General features: G+C 42.5%; 20 protein-coding genes. 5 read left to right on the top strand and 15 right to left on the bottom strand.

What is annotated here, in order from left to right; all coding sequences use genetic code 11:
* Positions 1-882: a hypothetical protein gene (locus tag AAFF35_RS19375; protein WP_342328183.1), complete on the bottom strand. Its 882-nt coding sequence runs from the start codon at positions 880-882 to the stop codon at positions 1-3.
* Between the two features lie 306 nt (positions 883-1,188).
* Entirely contained in the window at positions 1,189-1,761 is a 573-nt protein-coding gene (locus AAFF35_RS19380; protein WP_342328184.1) for a TetR/AcrR family transcriptional regulator, read from the bottom strand.
* Positions 1,762-1,901: 140 nt separating this feature from the next.
* Here AAFF35_RS19380 and AAFF35_RS19385 point away from each other — a divergent pair, with 140 nt between their 5' ends.
* The 3 genes from AAFF35_RS19385 (at position 1,902) to AAFF35_RS19395 (ending at position 4,172) form a co-directional block, all read left to right on the top strand.
* Positions 1,902-2,909, top strand: coding sequence for a hypothetical protein (locus AAFF35_RS19385; RefSeq protein WP_342328185.1), 1,008 nt, complete (start codon positions 1,902-1,904; stop codon positions 2,907-2,909).
* A 176-nt stretch (positions 2,910-3,085) separates the two neighbouring features.
* The gene (locus AAFF35_RS19390) at positions 3,086-3,280 is read left to right on the top strand and encodes a hypothetical protein (RefSeq protein WP_342328186.1); all 195 of its coding nucleotides are present in this window, start codon (positions 3,086-3,088) and stop codon (positions 3,278-3,280) included.
* Positions 3,273-4,172 carry a cation diffusion facilitator family transporter gene (locus tag AAFF35_RS19395; protein ID WP_342328187.1) on the top strand — a complete coding sequence of 300 codons (900 nt, stop codon included), beginning with the start codon at positions 3,273-3,275 and terminating at the stop codon, positions 4,170-4,172. Before AAFF35_RS19390 ends, AAFF35_RS19395 begins: the two co-directional genes overlap by 8 nt.
* A 1-nt stretch (position 4,173) precedes the next feature.
* On the opposite strand, the gene AAFF35_RS19400 is transcribed toward AAFF35_RS19395, so the two are convergent.
* A complete protein-coding gene (locus AAFF35_RS19400) occupies positions 4,174-5,094 on the bottom strand; it encodes a bestrophin family ion channel (protein ID WP_342328188.1) in 921 nt (306 codons plus the stop codon).
* Between the two features lie 73 nt (positions 5,095-5,167).
* Between AAFF35_RS19400 and AAFF35_RS19405 the strand changes: the two genes are divergently transcribed.
* Positions 5,168-5,953 carry a DUF72 domain-containing protein gene (locus AAFF35_RS19405; RefSeq protein WP_342328189.1) on the top strand — a complete coding sequence of 262 codons (786 nt, stop codon included), beginning with the start codon at positions 5,168-5,170 and terminating at the stop codon, positions 5,951-5,953.
* Between the two features lie 2 nt (positions 5,954-5,955).
* Here the strand turns inward: AAFF35_RS19405 and AAFF35_RS19410 are convergent, their stop codons facing one another.
* From AAFF35_RS19410 to AAFF35_RS19430, 5 genes are all read right to left on the bottom strand, one after another.
* Positions 5,956-7,425 carry a rhomboid family intramembrane serine protease gene (locus AAFF35_RS19410; protein ID WP_342328190.1) on the bottom strand — a complete coding sequence of 490 codons (1,470 nt, stop codon included), beginning with the start codon at positions 7,423-7,425 and terminating at the stop codon, positions 5,956-5,958.
* A 151-nt stretch (positions 7,426-7,576) separates the two neighbouring features.
* The gene (locus tag AAFF35_RS19415) at positions 7,577-7,759 is read right to left on the bottom strand and encodes a hypothetical protein (protein ID WP_342328191.1); all 183 of its coding nucleotides are present in this window, start codon (positions 7,757-7,759) and stop codon (positions 7,577-7,579) included.
* 193 nt (positions 7,760-7,952) lie between these two features.
* Entirely contained in the window at positions 7,953-8,612 is a 660-nt protein-coding gene (locus tag AAFF35_RS19420; protein WP_342328192.1) for an ATP-binding cassette domain-containing protein, read from the bottom strand.
* Positions 8,612-8,920: a hypothetical protein gene (locus AAFF35_RS19425; RefSeq protein WP_342328193.1), complete on the bottom strand. Its 309-nt coding sequence runs from the start codon at positions 8,918-8,920 to the stop codon at positions 8,612-8,614. Before AAFF35_RS19425 ends, AAFF35_RS19420 begins: the two co-directional genes overlap by 1 nt.
* A gap of 22 nt (positions 8,921-8,942) precedes the next feature.
* The gene (locus tag AAFF35_RS19430; RefSeq protein WP_342328194.1) at positions 8,943-9,392 is read right to left on the bottom strand and encodes a GNAT family N-acetyltransferase; all 450 of its coding nucleotides are present in this window, start codon (positions 9,390-9,392) and stop codon (positions 8,943-8,945) included.
* A gap of 129 nt (positions 9,393-9,521) precedes the next feature.
* Between AAFF35_RS19430 and AAFF35_RS19435 the strand changes: the two genes are divergently transcribed.
* Entirely contained in the window at positions 9,522-9,812 is a 291-nt protein-coding gene (locus tag AAFF35_RS19435; RefSeq protein WP_074603991.1) for a barstar family protein, read from the top strand.
* Here the strand turns inward: AAFF35_RS19435 and AAFF35_RS19440 are convergent.
* The 7 genes from AAFF35_RS19440 to AAFF35_RS19470 form a co-directional block, all read right to left on the bottom strand.
* Positions 9,802-10,995 carry an MFS transporter gene (locus AAFF35_RS19440; RefSeq protein WP_342328196.1) on the bottom strand — a complete coding sequence of 398 codons (1,194 nt, stop codon included), beginning with the start codon at positions 10,993-10,995 and terminating at the stop codon, positions 9,802-9,804. The genes AAFF35_RS19435 and AAFF35_RS19440 overlap by 11 nt on opposite strands.
* Before the next feature lie 73 nt (positions 10,996-11,068).
* Positions 11,069-11,653 (bottom strand): TetR/AcrR family transcriptional regulator, encoded by a 585-nt coding sequence (locus tag AAFF35_RS19445; protein WP_342328197.1) that lies wholly within the window; start codon positions 11,651-11,653, stop codon positions 11,069-11,071.
* A 220-nt stretch (positions 11,654-11,873) separates the two neighbouring features.
* Positions 11,874-12,716 (bottom strand): endonuclease/exonuclease/phosphatase family protein, encoded by an 843-nt coding sequence (locus AAFF35_RS19450; protein ID WP_342328198.1) that lies wholly within the window; start codon positions 12,714-12,716, stop codon positions 11,874-11,876.
* Between the two features lie 38 nt (positions 12,717-12,754).
* Complete coding sequence (locus AAFF35_RS19455; protein ID WP_342328199.1) at positions 12,755-14,536, bottom strand: RagB/SusD family nutrient uptake outer membrane protein; 1,782 nt, start codon at positions 14,534-14,536, stop codon at positions 12,755-12,757.
* A 36-nt stretch (positions 14,537-14,572) separates the two neighbouring features.
* Positions 14,573-18,100 carry a TonB-dependent receptor gene (locus AAFF35_RS19460; RefSeq protein ID WP_342328200.1) on the bottom strand — a complete coding sequence of 1,176 codons (3,528 nt, stop codon included), beginning with the start codon at positions 18,098-18,100 and terminating at the stop codon, positions 14,573-14,575.
* Positions 18,101-18,218: 118 nt separating this feature from the next.
* Positions 18,219-19,181, bottom strand: coding sequence for a FecR family protein (locus AAFF35_RS19465; RefSeq protein WP_342328201.1), 963 nt, complete (start codon positions 19,179-19,181; stop codon positions 18,219-18,221).
* A gap of 69 nt (positions 19,182-19,250) precedes the next feature.
* On the bottom strand, positions 19,251-19,817 hold the full coding sequence (locus tag AAFF35_RS19470) for an RNA polymerase sigma-70 factor (protein WP_342328202.1): 567 nt from the start codon (positions 19,815-19,817) through the stop codon (positions 19,251-19,253).
* Positions 19,818-19,838: the final 21 nt, after the last annotated feature.

Raw genomic sequence — 19,838 nt, forward strand, 5'->3', positions numbered from 1 at the left:
TTATTTCTTCCTGACGATCATAAAATCATCAAGGCTGACCTGTTCAGCTTTTAGTTTATCCAATTCCAGTTTACTTTTTGCTAAGGCCCGCTCTTCTTCTTTTGTAAATTCATTCTTGCTCAAAGCATAACTTGTTCCGGCAATCTCCAGCTTTTCGGTATAACAATCCATTACCAGGTTATAGGCAGAGAAATCTGTGATGGGGAAAGTCATCTGATCCCATTTTATGGCGGTAGAGTTTTTCTTAGCAGCCTCAAAGGGGTAGCTGCAGCTAAACATTTTCGTTTCCTGAGGTTTAAAGATATCTGTCCCGGAAGATCCTTTGCTGCAACTCCAGCCATCATTCTCATCTGCTGTAGAAGAATACCCGATTACGGTAGTATAATTAAGGATTGCCCGATCGCCCTGATTGGTAAAAGCACAATAAATGATCAACTGACCATTCAAAAGATCTGCTTTTACAGGTTTCGCCTGCAACACATTTAACTGAGCTTTTAGCTGATCTGTTTTCTGCTTTTTAAGGTCTTCCGCTTTTACTTCAGCCTCCATTTTTTCTATTTTGCGCTGGTGGTCTTCTTTTACGAAGTTTTCAGCCAGACTGAACACCTCAGACAGGGATTTTCCGTTGACTCTTTTTCGTACCACCTCATCAAAAGACCGCTTTTGGTTTGCGGGCTTATCCCCCCTTTCATAAATCACAGCAAGGGCCAGAACCCTCATGGCGACCTCCAGTTTGTCTTTTTCCTTTTCAGTTATTCCAGCCTCTATCTTCTTTCTCGACTCTTCAAACTTCTCTTTGGATCCACCCTTAAAAACATCCTGACAAATGGCCAGGCCAGGGAAAAGGATCATTAAAAGGAACAGTGGTAAACATCTTTTCATGAATAATGCTCTATGTTAAAATAACTAACGCTAATTGTATCACTCCTATTATACGTGTTTTTCTGCCGGTATAAAAACTTAATTTCCCTAACCCGGAGATGTCAGTTTTTTAACACTGAACATTCGTGTATTTAAATTTAAATACCTTAAAAGCATTTCACATAAGAATTACCTATATATTTTTTCTTCTTGCTTTACCTTTCCTGGGATGTGAAGCCTTGCCGCTTTATGGCTTCGTCAGGATGGAACCACGCCTACGCAAAGAGTGGGCGTGAAGATTGAAATGATCAAAACGGCTTCCCCGAATTAATCAGTTGCCTTGTTTAGTTGATCGATCAATCCGGATAATAAATCAATGGTCGCTTTTTTATCTAAAGGAAGTGCGTTTCCCATAATTGAATATCCTTCTACATAGGGAAGCAATAACGTAACTACCTTTTCAGGATGTTTAGAGAAAGAGCTGATCAATTCTACAAGCCAGACACCATACTTGTGGTAATATCGATGAACCGCCTCTCCAAGCGCTTTATTTCTCAGGGAAAGTGCCCAGATTTCCCGAAACATTGCAAAGTCATTCCGGTCTTCTTCTACCAGAATAACAGAAAGGATTTGCCGGATAAATTTCTGCTCCGGAAAAGCTTCAGATGTTTTTAGTGATTCCCAGGTCTTTATAACTTCTTCTTCGCAACGCTTAAAATAGTACTCCGCCGTTGCAAGTAAAAGATCATCCTTGTCCTTATAATAATATTGAAGATTACTCAACGTGATCACTGAACGTTCTGCGACCTTTCTCATCGATAAATTCCCAGCCCCTTCTTCTTGCAGCAAGGAAATCGTGTTCTGTACAATGCTATTGATTTTGTCTTCTCTTTTCTTCATTTGTCATGCAAATCTAAAAGTAATTTTATTCTTTCGAACAATTAGGTCATTCGACCTATATTTGACAAAATAGGTCGAATGACCTAATTTAAATTACCATAAACTTCAACAAAAGTTTAAGACACATAAAGAGAACACCCATGGAATCACCAAAGAGACTAAGAATTTTAATTGCCGGCGGATACGGACATGTCGGAAGCAATATTGCAGGGCATATCAGAAAGAAATACGCAAACATAGAACTTATACTTTGCGGAAGGCATCCTGAAAAAGGAGAACAACTGGCGATCGGACTAGGCCATGCAGAAAGTAAATATCTGGATTTAACTACAGATTTTGATTTGGGCAGTTTTGGAGACATTGACCTCGTCATTGCTGCACTTCAGGATCCAAAAAATGCGTTGATAGAAGCTGCTATTGCTCATGGCATTGCACACATCAGCATCACAAAACTTGCTGATGAACTTGCTCCTATCGTTTTTCTGCTCCAGCAAAGGGCATCTAAGTCCAGGATTGTGCTGGCCGATCACTGGCAGGCAGGAATATTGACCCTGGTTGCCAAGGAAGCTGCAACGCAATTCAGCAAAATTGATCATATGGAAACCGCTTGTCTTTATGATACGGAAGATCCGATCGGCCCAATGATTGCAGCCCAACTGGACAGCTTTGTGGGAAGGGCGCTGCTGCGTAGAAACAGAAAGTGGGAATGGCTGGATGCCACGCAAAATGCGAGATCATTACAACTAAGTGATGGCAGCTCCATAGATGCTTATCCTATGGGAACCTTAGATGTACCCAGCCTGGCAGCAATCTCAGATTCACCAAACGTCAGGTTTGACATTTCTATAGGAAAATCAATAGGAATGAATAAAGGAGAAAAAGCATCTCACGATCTTTATATTGATATAGAAGGGACTTTATTATCCGGAGAACACGGAAAGATCAGGACCATAGTTTCGGATCCTGAAGGGCAGTCTCACCTGACTGCTTTGGGGGTATTACTTGCCACTGAAGCTGTTTTAGGACTGGAAGGATATCATGCAGTGGAAAAAGGAGGTTTGTACCTTCCAGAAACCATCATCTCTACTCCCATAGCGTTTGCCCGTTTGAAAGAGTTTGGGGTAGTCATTACACAAATCAACCGATAATTATTCGGTTTGGATAAAATTTAGCCGCTTCAAATCAGCGGCTAAATTTTATTACATCAGTTTCAGTTATTGCCCGGCATATATTGCAGATGGTCATTCCCTAAAAAATATTAAACTATTGAAAAGATTTTTTGTTAATGAACTAATCATCGCCATATTTACCTTGTTCATCATCAATGACTTCAATTCCGGTCTCTTCTTCAGGAAAGCATGAAAAGAAGCTAAAGCTTGTTCTTGGTTTTACTGCCCTGTACCTTCTGGTGGAAATTGCCGGCGTGATCATGCTGACCACCAGACGGTGTGATGCGGATCCGATATTATCCGCTTTAAGCAACTTCAACAATTTTGAGGAGGAAGCTACCCATGACTAAAAACAATGCCTCTATTTACAGTGCCCTGGCTGCGAACCTGCTCATTGCAGTGACTAAATTTATTGCCGGCGGATTCACGAACAGCTCCGCAATGATTTCTGAGGGAATCCATTCCATGGTAGATACGATCAATCAGGTTTTACTGTTATATGGTCTCAAAAGAAGTAAAAAAGCACCGGATAGCAGCAGGCCCTTTGGCTACGGGAAAGAGCTTTACTTTTGGTCTTTTATTGTGTCAATTCTGATTTTTGGTCTTGGCGGAGGCATTTCCATTTACCAGGGAATACAACACATGATCGAACCGGAACCCATCAGTAATCCATTGGTAAACTATGCCGTACTGGGTTTATGTATTGTTTTTGAGGGTTGGTCTCTTTCTGTTGCGATCAAAGAGTTTAACAAGGTCAGAAATGGAATGAACTGGTGGCAGACCATCATAAAAAGTAAAGATCCATCCAGCTTCCTTGTGCTCTTTGAAGATGGTGCGGCTGTTATGGGTTTACTGATCGTCTTGGTCTTTATGCTGATTGGCCACAATTTTGATCTGGATTATATGGATGGATTGGCCTCTGTTCTGGTGGGGCTGTTATTGGTTTTTGTATCTGCAATTCTTGCCAGAGAAAGCCGGAGCTTACTGATGGGTGAAGGCATTGCTCCGGAAACAAAAGAGAAAATCAGGTTGTTAACCGAACAAGACCAGACTGTGGTCAGTGTTTCCAATGTAATGTCCACTTATCAATCACCGGAAGAAGTTCTACTGATGATTATGGTCGTTTTTAAACCGGAAATGGACACGGAAGACATTACCGGTGCCATCACACGCATCCGTGAAATCATTAAAAAGGAATTCCCGTTTATACGTTTTGTGATCATCCAACCGGCAGAAAACTAACTTAGTCAAGAATCTCATCAATACTCTTTTTCCTATAATCAGGAAGGTGCTTCCCCCCCATTTCCAGCAAGGTTGTTTCGATCATTTGCGCCATCGCATTTAAAGCCAGATCATTGGGTGCAGTCCCAAAAGGTTCTTCTATTTCATCTGCAATCGCCTCCAGTGCGACAAAAGTATAGGCGATAAAAATGACAATGAAAGGGGTGAACCAGCTGAGGCTATCTACAAATCCAAAAGGTAAAAGAAAACAATAAATATAGACCGTGCGGTGCAGCAGGATATGATAAGTATAAGGAATCGGTGTAGAAGCAATCCGTTCGCAACCTCCTACAATATCCGATAGTTTATTCAGGTTTTCATCGAACGCGGCCTGAAGGATCGTATCAATTTTTCCGCTTTCCTTAGCCTGTTGAACCCAAAGTCCCATTTCCTTCATCAACATAATGGGTTTATATATCGCCGTGCTTAATCTTTTTGCAAGTGCCGGATCGAGTCTTTCCCTGAGGTCTTCGCCAGCATCTGTTCCCCTTAACTGATGTTTTAAAGCATAAGTAAAAGCAATCAGATAGCGAAGAAAAGTATCCACCTCTTTACCATCGCGGTGATAACCGCTAAAGGTAATGGCTTGTCTGGCAAGCGAGCGGGTATCGTTCAATAAAGCACCCCAGAGCTTGCGCGCTTCCCAAAAACGGTCGTAGCTCGCATTGTTTCTGAAGCCCAGAAATAAGGCCAGTGCAATCCCAAAAAGGGTAAATGGCGCCGGGCTCAGCGGAATTTTAAAATGAAACAAGGTCCCCTTAAGCCATACAATTCCTACTGACATCAGGAACAGCATGAGCAACCTTGGGAGGAGTTGTGGTAAGACAGAACCTTTCCATATAAAAAGCATGCTAAACCAATGTTCGTTTTTCCTTTGGATCATGACTCCAAAATTAAACATTTATTGCAAAACAACGTTTTAAAACCCAATCTACTCTTAAACTGTTATATGCCATATGAAAGCAACAAGAATTCCGAATCAAAATCGCTACTTCTCAGGAACCAGTGGCCTGCTCCTTCCTTTCCCCAATAAGCAGCATTATCCTGCAGAATTCCGCGATAAAAGCAGGTTAACCTTTTACGGAACTTTATTCAACAGCATAGAGATTAACAGTTCTTTTTATAAGATCCCGATGGCGGCTACCGTACGAAAATGGGCAGAAAGTGTTCCGGATGATTTCATATTTACCTTTAAGCTCTGGAGAGAAATTACCCATCGCAAAGACCTGGCCTTTGATCCTGAGGCGGTCAGCCGGTTCATGGAATGTATTGCAGCAACAGGCCAGAAGAAAGGCTGTCTGCTCCTTCAATTCCCTCCCAGTCTCAAAAGCGACCGGAAGGCTCAACTGGAGCATTTATTACAGCATGTCCGGCTTGGCGATCCGGAACAGCAATGGAAAATTGCCCTGGAATTCCGTCATCCTTCCTGGTATCAGGAAGAAACCAACGACTTGTTGCGCAAATTTCGGATGGCCATTGTCCTTCATGATAAACCAGGCGCTGCAAGTCCTATGATTGAACAGGAGCAGGATTTTGTGTACCTCCGTTTTCATGGGCCAGACGGAGATTATAAAGGCGGGTATACGGATGATTTTCTAATGGAATACGCCGGTTATATCAAAGACTGGAATGAAGCGGGAAAAACGGTATATGTTTATTTTAACAATACCATTGGTGATGCAATCAGGAACCTCCAAAGCCTGAACAGTTATCTAACCTCAATTTCCATTCCGACCCTTTGACTTTATTTCTGAGCAGTCAGCTCATTTAAAAGGTTTTGGATTTCTACATTATATCCTATCATTTCGTCTTTATACTTTTCGGTATTTTCGGCTATAGCCTTATAAGCGAGATCATAGCTTTTAATCCTCAGTTCACAATATTTTTTAAGCATCACGTTCCGCTCCTGAAATACCGGAGGAAGATTCAATTCGTCCAGTTCCTTAAGGATGCTTAAACTTTTGCGCCAGTTGTCAACACCATTTTCTTTCAGTCCTTTCAGTAGCTGTTCCTTTGGTGCATCTGTTGGCAATTGATATACTGCCAGCGCTTTAGCTTCCAGGGCTGTAAATACGGCAAATTTCTGGTCATAAGCACCGTAGTCATTGGGCATCTTTTTATAAACAGCAAATGAGCTGGTCAATATTAAAAAGCTCATCAATGCAATCGTGCCAAATTTCAACCGGGAATCATCTTCTTTTTTCAGGCTTGGAAGGAAGGCGTAACCAATGATTAACCCACCAATCAGTCCGCCGATATGAGCTGCATTGTCTATTCCTCCCCGAACCCCATTTAAAAGGTTAAAGGCAACGAAGACCGCAATACTGGTCAGCAATGCTTTACGTGCTGTTTTTTCGATATGGTTTGTGGTCAACATGGCCAGAAACACACCATACATTCCAAAAATCGCACCGGAGGCACCCGCACTGACTGTCAAGTCATTCCACCATAAACTGGCAATACTTGCCGTGATGCCCGTGAGCAGATAAGCCGAAATAAACCGGACTTTACCCAGATAAGGTTCCAGAAGAAGTCCGATATAGACCAATGCGTACATGTTCATCAGCAAGTGTAAAATCCCGATGTGCAGGAAGCAATTTGTCAGCAGTCTCCAGGATTGTCCTCCTAAGGTTAAGGGACGAAAATTAGCACCCCAGCTGAGTAAACTCTCGGTAGCAGGTTCAAAAATATTAACCCCTGCAATGGCCATCATTATAAAGACCAGAATATTCAGGTACATTAAAACCGGAGTCACCACATATCCTTTTACCGGTCTGAAAACATACAGGAACTCTTTAATACTTTCTGCAGTTGTTGCCGGGGGCAGCTTTAAAAGATCATCTTCCGGAGCAACGAAATCAGGTTTCAGGCTTTCATACTTTAGAGCAAGTTGTTCCGGAGAAAAAGATTCCAGTTCATGATAAGCAGCTAAAAACTGTCCTACGGTCTTTTTATTTCTTCCCCAGTCTACCATTTCGCTTCCTACGGATACACTTTCGAGCAGTACGGATTCCTCTTCAATCGTTACCCTTAGCTCTGCATTCCAGGAAAATGCGCCTTTATCTGTATAAGCAATGACTCCCGACTCACTAAGCTGGAGGATTTTCCAGCCTAATTTATGAACCACTTCAACCGTACGAACCAGAAAGGCCGCTCTGCCTCCATCATTTAAAGGAATTTCTTCCAGGTATTTCGGGGTAAATCCTATTGCCATATTTTCTTTTCTTCAGGGAATTTTATGCGGTCAAAGGTTCATTTTTTATTTATGAAATCCAATGGTTCTTAAAAAAGCAAAATGCTATTTATGTTTTCTTTGTAAGCTTACGGATAATTCCATTTAACACATAAGTCCTCAGCAGATGGAATTAATTTAGAAATATCCATAGTTCAAAAATTACCTCCCCATTTCCGTTTTTATGATAGGAAACGTAAGCACCTTCATACGTCACCGGATTTATCGTCTTAGAAAAGCCCGAGCTCTTGTCCGTTCCATCCAGATAGTATTCATTTACTTTATACAACTTACTTCCCTGCTCGGGTTCCTGCACAATACGCAGGTAATCAGCACTGTCACGAAGCTTTACCCGGACTCCGTTATTTTTAAAAAAATACTGATTTTATCGTTGTGCGAATGTTCCTGAGGCAAGACCAAGAAAAACAATAAGAAATAAGCCGGCTTTATTCATCTCTATATAAACTATGCCACTAAGGTATTTAAATTCTACTGAAAATTAATTTGAATTAACGGTCTAAATGAGCATATCCCAAGCGTTCGATATCGGCCATTTGTTTAACGAGATGGACATTTTCTTCTGCCAATAAATAAAGATCATCAGCAGCATCAATCACATGGCGGTACAAGTGATCCGTGATCAGGATGCCTTTGTTTTTCTTTTCTTCTTCCAGTTGTTCCTTGATCACGTCGATCATCAAAGGGCTTAAATGAGAAAAAGGTTCATCCAACAGGAGGAATTTCGATTTGGACTTCAGAATCACATACAGCTCAAGCAGGCGTCTTTGTCCGCCTGATAACCCGAGTACCCGATTGTGGTAGCTTGATTTGAATTCTGGAAAATGCGTTTCAAAAGTGCGGTAATCTATATCAAAATCAGCAAACACCCTTTTTAACGTTAAACTCGCAGGAATAAAATTAAACTGAGGAAGATAGGCCAGCAGTCCGGGAGTTGCATAAGCCTTTGGAACGGACACTCCGTTGAAACGAACCGATTTGCTATTGGGAATGAGGCTTCCGAAAATAATGTTCATCAGGCTGGTTTTCCCATTTCCGTTTCTTCCCAGCAAACCACTGATCTTTCCCGTTTCACATTTCAGGTAAACATCAGATAAGATTCTTCTGGAGCCATATTCAAGAAGAATGCTGTCTACTTCAAGTTTATTCATCAGTTCAGTTTTAAAGATAAGATGAAGAGCATGGCAAAGATCAGCAGATCAGCACTCAGCGCACAGGTCCAAAGAAAAACTTTAGAAATACCCAGATTTTGAAAGTAAAGGAATTCTTTATACTTATAGCTGCTGATATAATAAATGATGATGCCAAGTGTAAAAAGCTTAAACCAGATCAACACCGTTAGTGAAGCCAACCCCAGATACATAAAAAGACCGGTGCAGGCCAGAGAAATCAGAAATGTTGCCGGAAAGAAGCCGGAATAAAAAGTCAGCAGCAGGCGCAGTGTTTTTCTTATGGTCATGTCATTACAAAATGAAGTAAAATCAGGAAGGGAATTTCAGTTCCATATGTAGTATTGGAAATGGTTTTCCCATCCCATCCATTTCAGAGCGGCTAATGGTCTGAAAATGCAGGTGTTCATAAAATCCGACCGCTTGGGGATTGTCTTCATTCACATCCACTTTCCTCACGTTCAACGCCTCAATTGCATGTTTCAAAATCGCTTTTCCAATCCCCATACCCCGGGCATCAGGATGAATAAAAAGCATTTCCAGTTTGTCTGCTGAAATCCCTGCAAAACCCAGAATTTTGCCACTGTTGTCTCTGATACAACTGAGCTCGACTGCTGCTAAATATTCATTTAAAATAAGTGGTTTGAAGAAAAGGATCTCTTCTTCTTTAAGAAAATGATGTGTTGCCCGAACAGATGCTTCCCAAAGTTCCGTTAGCTTTTGATATTCTGATGGATGAACAGTATCGATCTCGTATTTCATGTGCTGGTGACAAAATATTAATTAAATAACAAATGTATTCAAATCTAAAACTATTTCCTGATCAGGATTGTTAAGCCCAAATGTATTTCCGACAGGAAACAATTGAGTTCGGTCTAACAGCAGTATCAAATGGATAAGAAAACAATCATTATCAACGGGGAGAACTTTTCAGAATTAGCTACATTTTACTTAGAAACAGATAAGGTATTGAGTAAAGATCTGGACTGGCAAACCGGTCATAATCTGGACGCTTTCAGCGACCTTCTGGAAGGCGGCTTTGGCGTTCATGAATATAAAGAACCCATAAAGCTCATCTGGAAAGATTTTTCAAAGAGCAAACTGGACTTAGGAAAAAAGCTGGCCGACAAGCTCGTCAGGATTATTGAAGAACATGACCATATTGAATTTTCTAAAGCTTAGCCTTACCATACTTCCGCGTTAGCCACCAAAAAAACAATGCCAGGAGACTAAAGCCTGCACCCAAAACACAGACTCCGGTCCAGCCTGAGGCCGCAAATATTTTAGTCGCCGTGATGGAGCCCAGTCCGCTGCCAATGGAATAAAAGATCATGTATCCTGCAACGATCCTGCTCCTTGCTTCCGGCTGCAAAGTATAAATCATACTCTGATTGGTCACATGAACGGCCTGAACAGCAAGGTCAAGTATAATGATTCCCAGCACCAATGCCCAGAGGGAGGACGCTGTAAAGCCAATCGAAAGCCAGGACAGCAGCAAGAGCAATAACGCCATACCTGTTGTCCATTGTGCTTTTCCACGATCCGCAAGTTGCCCGGCTTTTGTTGCCCCTAGTGTGCCGAGCACCCCTACCAGGCCAAATAAACCGATTTCGGTGGAAGAAAGCGAAAATGGCGGGGCGCTCAAAGGAAATACCAGGGCTGTCCAAAGTGTGCTAAAAGCAGCAAAAAGAAACATGGCAATCAGCGAGCGAATCAGCAGCAAAGGTTCAGTAGCAAATAGCCTGAACATGGAAATCAGCAATTTCGGATAAGAGGTCAATGTTTTGTTCTGATCGGCTATTGGCAAGACCTTCATCAGTATCCCTGTTAAAATTAAAGTCAGGCCTGCGGAGAGCAAATAAACAGAACGCCAACCGCCAAGATCGGCCATTGTTCCAGACACCGTACGCGCCAGTAATATGCCGATTACGATTCCGCTCGTCACCAATCCAACCACACGCCCGCGTTCAGAGGGAGCGGCTAAAGTAGCCGAATAAGCCACCAGCACCTGTGTCACTACTGCAAACAAACCCAATAATGCCATTCCGGTAAAGAAAACAAAACGATCATGAGCAAAACCAATGATCATCAATGCCAGTACTGACAGCAGCATTTGTCCGGAAATCAGCTTCCGTCGGTTCAACACATCTCCCAAAGGGACAATCAGCAACAGTCCAAGGCCATATCCGATTTGAGTAACCGTTACAATTATTCCAGCTGAACCTTTCGGAATCCCAAATTCGGCAGCCATCAGGTGGAGCATTGGTTGTGCATAATATACATTAGCAACGGCTAATCCGGCTGCAACGGCAAATAATAAAACCATTAAACGAGGGAGCGGCATTTCTTCTTTTTCAGTGATCATTTTGAATTGGATTTATAAGGTTCAGGGAGATAAATATATTATGTACCATTTAGTACACAATAGGATAAAAAAACTACAGCAACACTTTCAGTTGCATTTCAATTAAAGGACTTAGCGCGCCGGATTGGGAAGCTATCCTTCTGGAAATTCCCAGACCATTCCACATCGTGATCAGGTAGCTGGCCAACAACATCGGATCTTCGCTGGTCTTTAGCTGGTTCTTTTCGCGGGCCTGGAAAATGACCTGATGAAAGATTTCTTCCAATTGCTGTAAATGCTGTGCGGCGATATTGGTCAAGGCCAGATCTCTGGCGGAAAAGTCGGCGATGGTATGACCGAACAGACAACCTTTTTCATTGGTTTCTTTTGAGGCAAGGCCGATACTCCTGAAAAGGTTTCTAATCACCTCTACCTGATTCTCCGCAATGGCCAGCTTGTTCCTGAGCTGTTTCAGTTCCTGTTTGCTTACCGCCGTTAAGACCTTTTCAAAAAGTTCTCTTTTACCGCCTTTAAAAGCCAGGTAAAAACTCCCCTTTCCGATTCCCATAGCCAACAGCAATTCCTCTGTAGAACTGGCTTCATATCCTTTTAACCAGAACAAGGCCGCAGCTTTACTGATGACTTCTTCTTCCTCAAATATTTTTGGCCTTCCAGACATATTTCTTAAAACTAAGCCTCAAAGATATAGTTTTTTACTAATCAGTACAAAACATATAAAACAATTCATTCTAAGCTAAAATATTCCCGTATATTACCATAAACAAGTTCTATTGATTGGTTATGCGAATTGTCCTAAACTTCTCCACAAACGCTTTCTACAAAAACGGGGTTTTCTGCTCCGACAGAAAACCCCGCTAAATCTATAAAAGAATGACGAATTACTTCAGGTTCACATCCACCAAAATAGGGAAATGATCCGAAACAAATTTGCCATGATAGGTATCTGTCAGTATTCCCCATCGCTTTGCAGTGATGCCTTTGGTCACGAATACATGATCAATAATTTCATACCCTCCAACATCTTTTCCCCAGGAATTAAAAGAGGAATTATTGACATAAGGGTATTTCACCTGCGTGTAGGTATCCGTTAGCAAGCCAGAATTCGCCAAGGTCAGGTACCAGGCACTTTTTTGTCCGCCGTTTAAGTCTCCTGTAAAAATTGCAGGGCTGTTACCTGCGATTTCTTTGATCTTCTTCAGCATCAACTTTCCGCTTTCTATCCTTGCAATTTTCCCCTGATGGTCAAAATGCGCATTAAAATAGTAGAACTTCTTTTTGCTTTTCACATCCTCCAGGTATACCCAGCTGCAGATCCTGTTGCAGCAGGTCGCATCCCAACCCAGTCCCGGTTTATCTGGTGTTTCCGACAGCCAGAAATCGCCTTTATTCAACAGCTTAAACTTATCCTTACGATAGAAAATAGCAGAATGTTCTCCGCCATCCTTACCATCATCACGCCCGGATCCATAATGTACAAACTCAGGAAGCAAGCCGTCCAGATCGCTGATCTGGTTCTTCAATCCCTCCTGGGTGCCAAAAATATCGAACTGATGAAAGCGAATCAGGTTGGCCGCTACAGGGCCCCTCTTTTCCCAGCGGTTGCCTTCATCTCCTGCATTGTCATAACGCAGGTTAAAGGAGCCAACGGTTAGTTGCTGGGCAGAAGCAATCAGGCTCAACCCTATAAAAAAGGTAGATAGTATTAAATGTTTGATGTTCATGATCTGTGATTTTTGTAGAAATGTTATTGGATGATAAATTATAAGCCCAGCCAATCCGGATGCTGCTTAAGGTTGGGATTGAACAATACATCCGCTTCAGGAATAGGATATACATAATGTCTCTGCTTAAAAATACGTGTAGTGCCCGCCAGCCAGGTGAGTTCTCCATAAGTATCATTCGACAAACGTTGAGGATTGTCCTGTCCGTTTACCTTTGCGGCAACATTGATATAAGTAACTCCCTTAACCTTTGTCTCAGGCATGACCTGATAGAAACAAACATCCATTACCCCGTCTTCGTTGAGGTCCATCGGCACGTTCAATGCCGGAACATAAAAACCATTCCAGACCTTAGTCATCAGTTCCCCTCTTTTCCACCTCACAATGTCATCAAAACGAAGCCCTTCCAGGGAAAGTTCAATCCCCCGCTCTCTGCGAATCTCCAAAAGCGTTGCATCGAAAATATCGGGGAAATAATTCTCCCTCAGATAAGTATCTGCAATGACAGGTTTTGAGGCCAAACCTCCGGTAATACCCGCTCTTTGACGCAGGGCACCAATCGTTGTAAACCAATCTGCATCATCCAATCCCCCTAACTCCGCTTTTGCCTCCGCATAGTTTAACAATATTTCTGCATAGCGCATTAAAGAAATAGAATTGATGTTCTTTTCACCACCATCATACCCGGTCTCATCAAGCACCCATTTGATCGGCTGATAACCCGTATAAGTGTAAGAAAATATTGGCGGAGCAGCTTCAGGTGTACCACCGTTTAAGCGCTTGTAATTCCCCATTCTGATGGTTTGCTGCAATCGCTTATCTCTGCCCTTTACCTCCTCCTTAAATGGAAGCGTCTGATATCCCGAACGGCCCGTAAAAGGTGTACCATCAATATTAAGGTAAGTGTTCACGAACATTCTTGTAAAGCTGATTCTGGAACCATAGGTTGCACTGGTCCACCACCAGTTTGCATCATTGTAAACCGCCAGGTTTGCATCGGTTACCGAAGCCAGCATTACCTCTGTCGCTACCGGCACAGTACTGATAAAAAGATTTCTATAAGCCATATCCGTTCCACCCGCAGTATTCAAGCTAAAGCTGCCTGAGCTGATTACCTTTTTTGCCGCATCGGCCGCTTCCGTTAACCATTGATTTGCAGTCCCTGTTAATGCTGCTTCCGTATGGTATTTACGGTAAGTTCCTTCATATAAACAGATTCTTGATTTAAAACCCAGGGCGACATATTTAGTGATCAGTGAACGGGAATTATCAGTTACCCTGGTCAGGTTATCACAGGCATAATTCAAATCTGCCAACACAGAATCCATCACTAAGCTACGGGTATCCCTTCCCTTATAAAGGTCCGGATCATCTACTTTAAATGTTTTGTTGATCCAGGGTACGTCGCCAAATCTTCTGACCTTATCGTAATAAAAGTAGGCCCTGAAAAATCTCGCTAATGCATTGTATTGGGTTCTTACCGCAAGAGGTACTTTGGGATCCTTGTTATTCTCCAGAAAAAAATTAATGTTTCTCAGGTTTTCCCATTTCCAGCCATCGCTCTGCCTCGAACCAAAAGCACCCTCTAATAAAAAATTGGGTGCCTGACTACGTGCTGCATAATCAGACATGGCGTCTCCTTTATGAGCGTCAGAGGCTCTCGGTAACGCCTTATAAAATGAATTTGCGTATAATTCCAGACCTTTCTCATTTCCAAATACAGCAGCATTGGTTGCCGTAGATGCTGGTACCTGGTCTAATTTTTTACACCCTGAAAATAGGATTCCGGCTGTAATAAACCACAATAAGAATTTTTTCATATCTATATTTTTTAAAATATTGTTCATTTGTCCTGATTAAAAAGTTGCAGATAAGCCCAGACTGAAGCTTTTCAGAATTGGGTAATTGTTCCCGTTACCGGAACTTTTAGTCTCATCCGGTTCTAATACGCGGTCTGATTTTCCAATATTCTCCACATCAAGGTCTTTGGTAATTTTATATAAAGGCGACCATGACCAAAGATTTTCTCCCGTAAAGAAGATCTTTAAATTGCTCAACCCTATTCTTTTAATAAATGTCGGCGGTACATTATAGCCGACCTGCAGGTTCTTCATCCTGATATAAGCCGCATTCTGAAGGTATTTGGTTTGCACCTGTGTAAGTGTTGCCGAACCATTCTGAGCGATATAACCTCTATACCTTGGGAAGTAAGCATCCGGATTTTCCGGCGACCAGATATTGCCGAGCTGAGATTTTGGTACTTTATTATACGGACGGTTGTATTGTCCCCAGAAAGTTCCGTTTTCTGACCCTGGATACCAGTCCATCTTTCCTACACCCTGAAAAAAAGTACTGAAGAAAAAACCACTCCAATCGGCGCCAAGAGAAATCCCATAAGTATAACGTGGCGTAGAATTACCGATGATCTTCCGATCCCCCGGAGTTCCGACCGTATTGCCTCCGTTATTAATGACCCCATCTCCGTTCAGGTCTGCAAATCTGATGTCACCAGGAAGGATCTTTCCGGTATTGGAAGATTTATACAAGACCTGGTTAGGTGAAGTGGCAATGTTCTCGGCGGTATAATAGCCATCGGTTACAAATCCCCAGATTTCTCCTACCGTTTGCCCTGCATAATAGTCGTCCAGTCTTCTTTCCGGGTTATTGAATTTCAGGATCTTTGCGGTATAGTCAGATAATGTCAAACGAACAGAATAATTGAGTGGTTTACCCCCAGCCTCAAATTTATCATTCCAGGAAACACTCGCTTCCCAACCTTTTGTCTTCAGATCCGCGTAGTTTCCCCTGGGAACCCCGATTCCAAATACTGCAGGAAGGGTCATTCCTACGGTAAACATATCCGTTGTTTTACGGATGTAAGCATCTCCGCTAAAGTTTAAACGGTTGCTCAGTAAAGCAATGTCCAATCCAAGATTCTGTGTGGTAGAAGTTTCCCAGGTTAACCCATCAGGGAGCACTCCAGGTTGGCTCGTTTGCTGAGGGCGCACACCGCCTAAAACCCTATCCGATTGCGAGATCCCAAATTTCTCCATAAAAGCATAAGAACCAATATTACCGTTCCCTAAGGAACCGTAGGATGCGCGGATCTTTACGTCGGTAATTGCATTAGGATTTACTTTCCAGAAAGGCTCCTTACTTAGTCTCCATCCCGCAGAAACTGAAGGAAAGAATGCATACCGCTGATTGGATGGAAACTTGGAAGAACCATCATAACGCCCATTCATCTCTACCAGATAGCGGTCCTTAAACGCATAATTCAACCGGTAAAAACCGCCTAAGATTGCCCATTGATCATAACCTCCATCTGTAGTAATCGACTGCCCCAATGCAAGGCTGATGTCTTTCGCATCTTCAAAGATTAAACCATTACGAACGGTCTCCAGACGCTTATAAGTAGATTGCTCATAATTATAACCCGCAAGGACTTTCACATAATGATCCTTTCCTATTTTAGGTTCGTACTCTCCGTAAATGTTGGTAGCCAGGTATTGCGTTGTTCTGTACAACTCCTGAAGGTCATTGAAATTGGTTCCTACATATTCGATTACCCCTGGTTTTCTGCTATAAGGAACCGGAACACGTCTGCGGCTTTCATTATTGTTTGTATTCTGAATGGTAAAATCACCCTTTACCCTGAATTTATTGTCAAAGAAATTACTGCTGAATCCAGTGGTATTGCGAAATACTTTCCGGTCCATGTCTATTCCATTTTTGCCGTAATACATATCTCCTACACCATAGGCAGCAGAATAAGTTAAGGTTCCATCCGGATTAAACATCGGGGCTACATTGTGCCCTTCATCGGCAATATTTCTCCAGATTCCTCCACCTTCTCCTACGTTGACAGGATTGTGGTATTTAATCGCAGAATAATCCGCGTTGTTATATACTTTTAACCAGGGATATAACTCGACCGATCCCTTAGCCCTGAGGTTATAAGACTGGTAGTCGTCGGAATTATAGCGGAACAGTCCCGATTGGGTAAATGACCTTCCTGAAACGTAAAAGTCCGTCTTTCCACTTCCACCGGATAGCGAAACATTCTGATCTGTAGCCATATTATGGCTCTTGTACAATTGCTCATACCAGTCGGTACTGCCATAATACACATATTCTCCGTTACTGTTTACTTCATACTTCGGTAAACTCGGGTCCTGCGACCTGCGTTTTAACTCTTCCAGATAAGCCGGAGAGAATTTTACGGTCTTATTGATGTTCTGAGGCGTTTGGGAGTAATCATTCCAGGCCGACCAGGACTCGTTAAACATGCTGGCAAAGGTGTAACCATCGGTTACATAGTCAGGAACAGTCGTCGGCTTCTTGATCGATTGCGAGATGGTATAGCTGATGGATGTTCTTTCTTTCGCCGGAGTTTTTGTGGTGATTAAAACAACACCAAAAGATCCTCTGGCACCATAAATTGAAGCGGAAGCCGCATCCTTTAATACCGTAACACTGGCAATATCATTGGGGTTGATTCTTGAAGGATCTCCTTCGACGCCATCGATGAGTACCAAGGCATTACCTCCCTGACCAATAGAAGTAGTCCCTCTGATGTTATAGGCCGGCGACTGGATCGGCTTTCCGTCACCAATACTGAGGTTTAAATTCGGGATCATCCCCTGCAAACCCTGAGCGAGGTTTGGAACCGCACGGTTTTCCAGCATCTTTGAAGTCACCTGATCTACGGCACCGGTCAGATTTTCTCTTTTCTGAGTACCATAACCCACCACCATCACTTCATTTAAAGTGCCCGGCTCTGCCGTTAAAGAAACATTTAAATTGGTCGTTTCCCCGGCTTTTACATTTACTTTGGTCTGTGTCACACTTCCATAAGAAATATAACTCACTACCAGTGTGTAAATCCCAGGGGCCGCGCTAATGCTATAAGTCCCGTCTACATTACTCTGGACTACCGCATTCAGCTCCAGAACTTTGATCGTTGCTCCGGGCAAAGGCCCTCCTTTTTCATCCACAATTTTACCACTGATCTTTCCTGGCTCCTGGTTGCGGAGCAAAGTGATCATGCCGGGCACTTCTTCTCTAAAAACAATGTCCGTTTCCTGGAAAATGCTCATCAGGATGGAAGAGATTTTCTTCTGATCAAAGTCCATTTCTCCGACTTTGATTTTCCGAAGGTTGAGGTAGGCCGGATCATAAGCAAAGTCGACTCCACTTTTCAACCTCAGTTGCTCAATAACGTTCAGCAGGTTCTCTCTTTTGAAAGAGATATTGATTCTTTTATCTAAAGCCTGTCCATTGGAACTTTCTGCAAATAGCAGTTGCGAACAGGCGATAATAGCGCAGTAAACAAGAAGAGTATGACGCATAATTTTCCGCAATAGCAGTAAATGTTTTTTCATATATTTGATACATTATTGATAAATAAGATTCTTTTTAAGATCCAACAGACAGAGGGTCTCAAGCTTATGCTGTTGAATTTATCGCTCCGGATCTGCTTCAGATCCGGTTTTTTATGGCTTAGTAGATCACTATTTCATTTCCTGTCCTCCTATATTTATTCTGGTGTACGGAACAAATGATCTTCAATGTTTCCGTTAGTGAACGGGTCGACCTGATTTGCAGGTTATAGACATAAGTGGCGGTATTTTTATTGCCACTTCTAATTTTTACACCGTAATTGATTTGTATGATTTTAGCGAGCTCATTAAAGGAAGCATGGTTCAGGCTGATGACTTTCTGAAACCAGGCATTGTGCTCCCTGGTGGCAAAATCACTGACCTTCCATTGTTCATTTTTTGAATTGTAACGGAGCTTTCTCCCCGGAATCAGGTCGTCCAGAACTTTAGTTCCATTGCTCACCCTCACCTTTCCCTCGCTGACACTGACTTCAGTAAGCGCCGCCTTTTGGGTACTCAGGGCGAACTTTGTGCCCAGTACCAAGGTTTTGATCGTTCCGCTATGGACCACAAAGGGATGATGTGGGTCTTTTGCCACTTCAAAAAAAGCAAGCCCCTGGTCCATATAGACCGTTCTGTCTTTTAGTTTAGCAAATTGCGATGGAATCCTTAAACGTGTTCCCGGATTCATCTGAATGACGGTTAAATCTTCCAGTGTCACCTTTTTATATTCACCGGCATAGGTCTCGATCACCTTGAAGTCTTGTTCTGAATTGGGCTTAACTGACTTTTTAAGAAAAGGCTTTCCTAAAAAAACCGCAGCTATGGCGATGGCCAATACCGCAGCATATTTATAATATTGCCGGAAAGAAAATTTCCTGATCACAGGAGGCTTTCTATGATTTAAAATCGCCTGCTGCATTTCTTTCCTGACCAGTTCCTCTTCCGCCGCGTCAGAAAATGCATCTACCTCATTTTCCCGGTCATAGGAATCATACCAGGCAGCGATGAGTTGTTTTTCCTCCTCATTTGCCAGGCCATCGGCATAACGCGTTAATAATTTTTTAAACTGATCTGGTTCCAAGTTCCTGCTTTCTTTATTACAAGTACCAACAGAACCCGGAAACTACTTTTAGAAATCGTTAAGCTTATGTTAACTAATCAGACGTTCCGGAAATTTATCCCCCAGTTTTTTCCGGAGTCTCCGCATCGCTTCGGAAATATGATTGGATACCGTTTGCTCAGCAAGGTTCAGCTTCTTCGCAATTTCTGCAGTAGACAAATGGGCGTGTCTCATCAGGTAGGCATGCCGCATTTTTTCGGGAAGCTCTTCTATTTCAATTTCAATCAGCTTCTCCAATGCCAGATAATCAGACATTTCATGAATAGAAACAGTTGCCCGCTCCAGTTTTTGAAGCGTATACTCCATTACCCGCTCTTCTATCTTTTCTGTTCTGAAATAATTGAGCACCTTTAGTTTTACGGCACCGAATAAAAACTGTTCAAGGGAGGTACTGATCTCCAGAGTATCTTTCCGCTCCCAGATGCTGATGAAAACATTCTGCACAATATCCTTGGCAGCGTCTTCATCTTTAACCCGGCTCAGGACATGGATATAGAGTTTTTTCCAATATTGTTCATATAAAAGATCATAAGCTACCTCATTGCCCAGCTTTAGCTGCCGGACAAGTTCCTCGTTATTTCCACTACCTTGAAGCATACCCCAAAAGTAGAGAACCAA

This window comes from Pedobacter sp. FW305-3-2-15-E-R2A2 (assembly GCF_038446955.1).
Classification (GTDB): Bacteria; Bacteroidota; Bacteroidia; order Sphingobacteriales; family Sphingobacteriaceae; genus Pedobacter.

What these genes read in the sequence shown, in the direction of transcription:
- AAFF35_RS19375 (WP_342328183.1), bottom strand. Translation starts at nt 882, where the DNA reads ATGAAAAGATGTTTACCACTGTTCCTTTTAATGATCCTTTTCCCTGGC.
- AAFF35_RS19380 (WP_342328184.1), bottom strand. Translation starts at nt 1,761, where the DNA reads ATGAAGAAAAGAGAAGACAAAATCAATAGCATTGTACAGAACACGATT.
- AAFF35_RS19385 (WP_342328185.1), top strand. Translation starts at nt 1,902, where the DNA reads ATGGAATCACCAAAGAGACTAAGAATTTTAATTGCCGGCGGATACGGA.
- AAFF35_RS19390 (WP_342328186.1), top strand. Translation starts at nt 3,086, where the DNA reads ATGACTTCAATTCCGGTCTCTTCTTCAGGAAAGCATGAAAAGAAGCTA.
- AAFF35_RS19395 (WP_342328187.1), top strand. Translation starts at nt 3,273, where the DNA reads ATGACTAAAAACAATGCCTCTATTTACAGTGCCCTGGCTGCGAACCTG.
- AAFF35_RS19400 (WP_342328188.1), bottom strand. Translation starts at nt 5,094, where the DNA reads ATGATCCAAAGGAAAAACGAACATTGGTTTAGCATGCTTTTTATATGG.
- AAFF35_RS19405 (WP_342328189.1), top strand. Translation starts at nt 5,168, where the DNA reads ATGAAAGCAACAAGAATTCCGAATCAAAATCGCTACTTCTCAGGAACC.
- AAFF35_RS19410 (WP_342328190.1), bottom strand. Translation starts at nt 7,425, where the DNA reads ATGGCAATAGGATTTACCCCGAAATACCTGGAAGAAATTCCTTTAAAT.
- AAFF35_RS19420 (WP_342328192.1), bottom strand. Translation starts at nt 8,612, where the DNA reads ATGAATAAACTTGAAGTAGACAGCATTCTTCTTGAATATGGCTCCAGA.
- AAFF35_RS19425 (WP_342328193.1), bottom strand. Translation starts at nt 8,920, where the DNA reads ATGACCATAAGAAAAACACTGCGCCTGCTGCTGACTTTTTATTCCGGC.
- AAFF35_RS19430 (WP_342328194.1), bottom strand. Translation starts at nt 9,392, where the DNA reads ATGAAATACGAGATCGATACTGTTCATCCATCAGAATATCAAAAGCTA.
- AAFF35_RS19435 (WP_074603991.1), top strand. Translation starts at nt 9,522, where the DNA reads ATGGATAAGAAAACAATCATTATCAACGGGGAGAACTTTTCAGAATTA.
- AAFF35_RS19440 (WP_342328196.1), bottom strand. Translation starts at nt 10,995, where the DNA reads ATGATCACTGAAAAAGAAGAAATGCCGCTCCCTCGTTTAATGGTTTTA.
- AAFF35_RS19445 (WP_342328197.1), bottom strand. Translation starts at nt 11,653, where the DNA reads ATGTCTGGAAGGCCAAAAATATTTGAGGAAGAAGAAGTCATCAGTAAA.
- AAFF35_RS19450 (WP_342328198.1), bottom strand. Translation starts at nt 12,716, where the DNA reads ATGAACATCAAACATTTAATACTATCTACCTTTTTTATAGGGTTGAGC.
- AAFF35_RS19455 (WP_342328199.1), bottom strand. Translation starts at nt 14,536, where the DNA reads ATGAAAAAATTCTTATTGTGGTTTATTACAGCCGGAATCCTATTTTCA.
- AAFF35_RS19460 (WP_342328200.1), bottom strand. Translation starts at nt 18,100, where the DNA reads ATGAAAAAACATTTACTGCTATTGCGGAAAATTATGCGTCATACTCTT.
- AAFF35_RS19470 (WP_342328202.1), bottom strand. Translation starts at nt 19,817, where the DNA reads ATGCTTCAAGGTAGTGGAAATAACGAGGAACTTGTCCGGCAGCTAAAG.